This window comes from Streptomyces fulvoviolaceus (genome assembly GCF_000718165.1).
GTDB classification, from domain to species: domain Bacteria; phylum Actinomycetota; class Actinomycetes; order Streptomycetales; family Streptomycetaceae; genus Streptomyces; species Streptomyces fulvoviolaceus.
Window position 1 is genome coordinate 1 of sequence record NZ_JOEY01000140.1, and the last position, 1,240, is coordinate 1,240.

The 1,240-nt window shown below is 69.8% G+C and carries 1 protein-coding gene; it reads right to left on the reverse strand.

Going from position 1 to position 1,240, the window contains the following annotated elements; translation table 11 throughout:
* Positions 1-923, reverse strand: a 923-nt coding sequence (locus IG08_RS0153140) for a YihY/virulence factor BrkB family protein (protein WP_030622034.1), incomplete at its 3' end; no start/stop codon positions are given.
* Positions 924-1,240: the final 317 nt, after the last annotated feature.

Below are 1,240 nucleotides of genomic sequence, written 5' to 3' on the forward strand. Positions count from 1 at the left end.
GCCCGCTGTGGTGCGGCGTCGGCTGCGGGACTGATCCCGGGCTCCGGTCCCTCGCCCTCGGCTGTCTCGCCGGACTGCACCGCGGTCCCTATTGCTGTCGCTGTCGCTGTCCAAGCGGCGCAGTACAGCAGCAGCCTTGCCATGAGGTTGATCCACAGCACGACGGCGACCGGCACGGCGAAGGCGCCGTACATGCTCTTCCCGGCGACGCCCTGAAGGTAGCCGGTCAGCAGCCACTTGAGCAGTTCGAAGCCCACCGCACCGATCAGCCCGGCGACCATGACCGCACGTCGGCCGGGATGTACCCGCGGCAGCCGGGTGAGCAGGTAGACCAGCAGCAGGAAGTCGACAACCAGAGCGATGGCCAGGCCGGCGAAGAACAGCAGGGCCCGCCCCGCCCCGCCCTCGATACCGGCCTTGTCGGCGGCCCAGCCGACGGCAATGTTCGCGAACACCGAACTGCCGATCGCGACCAGCCCGACCGCACCGAGACCGACCAGCACCACGGAGTCCCTGCACTTGAGCAGGAACGGATTGCCCGGGTCCTGCTCCTTCTCCCACACCGCGCGCAGACAGCCGCGCAGGGCGCCGACCCAGTTGATGCCGATCACGACCAGCAGCGAGCCCGCGATCAGCCCGACGGATCCGGCATGCGCGACGAGACTGTCCAGGTCAAGCAGGTCGGAGAGGCCCGGCGCCTGGTCGGCGATCTTGTCCTGGAATTTCCCCAGCTGGTCCTCGCTCAGCAGCTTGGCACCGATCGCCGCGCCCACGGTGATCAGCGGAAAGAGCGCGACGAAACTGGTGAAGGTGATGGCCGCGGCGAGCCGGGCCCAGTGGACGGCATCCAGCCGCTCGAACGCCCGCCAGGCGTGCGTCCGCATCAGCTTTCCGATCACAGGCAGCCTGCTCAGCCAGTCCATGAGCAACACCCGCTCTCTGCGTACCCGCCGTCACCGTGCCCGGCGGGTCGGCCGAGGTCTGTGTCGAGGCCGTCTGCGGGATTGTCAGCGGGGAGCGGCCCGGCGGTGGAACCAGTGCTGCTGCTTGCGGCGGGGGCGTTCGGCCAGGTCGGCGGGGTCTGCGTCCTTCCGCTCCGCCTGCGCCGTCTGCGCGCGGGAGGTGTCGCCTTCGTTGATCAGGCCACCGCGTTCCTGTTCGGCTGCGACAGACTCGCGCCGAGACGGTCCGAGCCCGCGATGCGCAGGGCGGCCACGGCGAGTGGTACGGCGTGTACCGG